1 protein-coding gene is annotated in these 820 nt (G+C 42.0%); it reads right to left on the bottom strand.

Translation table 11 applies throughout. The annotated features are described in order from the left end of the window. A partial coding sequence (locus tag G3O08_RS20760) for a tyrosine-type recombinase/integrase (RefSeq protein WP_239541401.1) occupies positions 1 to 614 on the bottom strand: 614 nt, incomplete at its 3' end. Between the last annotated feature and the right edge of the window lie 206 nt (positions 615 to 820).

Below are 820 nucleotides of genomic sequence, written 5' to 3'. Positions count from 1 at the left end.
GCGGTAATGTGCTTGTGGGTGTTAACCTTGCTTCTGTTTTCTTTTATTACCCATTGTACTCCGGTGGTGGTAATGGGTCGGGGCGCTCCGTTATCAGTCACCTGACTGTTGAACACGAAGGTTTGGGGAGACTCTGTTGAAATGTATTTTTTAAGTCCGCGTGCCAAGTGTTTGCTCAGTGGCACATAGCGATCTGTTTTGCCTTTTTGCTTCTTTACAAGAACAGTCATGCGGTCAAAATCGACATCCGATAGGCGCAGTGCGCAAAGCTCATAACTCCTAAGTCCGCAACCATATAAAACGGCCAGCATGAGACGGTGTTTTAGATATTTGGGTGCTTTGAGTAAGGTGCGCACCTCTGCTTTGCTAAGTACTACGGGCAGTTGATTCTGTCGCTTTATTTGCGGAAGTTTAACCCGTTTGGCTTCCATATTCAGAACTTTATAAATGGCACGAAGACCAAAAATAGTGTGTTTAAAGAAGCTTTCAGATGGCGTTTTGTGTAGATTCTGGCAATAAAAAAGATAGTCATTAATCAACTCAGTAGAGAGTGTCTCCGGACTCTTCTTGTAATACAATGCCAAGTGTGCGAGGCATCGCGTGTAGTTGCTCAAGGTACTTTTAGCCTTGCCATTGATTGCAAAACTCTTGCTTAATTTTGTACATAGATTTTCAAAACCCGGTACTTCTGTGATAGCAGTCTCTACTATCGTTTTACTTTTTTTTATACATCATATTGATTTTTAAGATTGGTATAAATCTAAGAAAACGTATTTTGAGCTCCGAAAAGCTTCCGACCGCAGGGAGGATTCGTTCAACA

Source organism: Cryomorpha ignava (assembly GCF_010686655.1).
Classification (GTDB): domain Bacteria; phylum Bacteroidota; class Bacteroidia; order Flavobacteriales_D; family Cryomorphaceae; genus Cryomorpha; species Cryomorpha ignava.
This window is presented reverse-complemented; position numbering and strand designations above follow the sequence as displayed.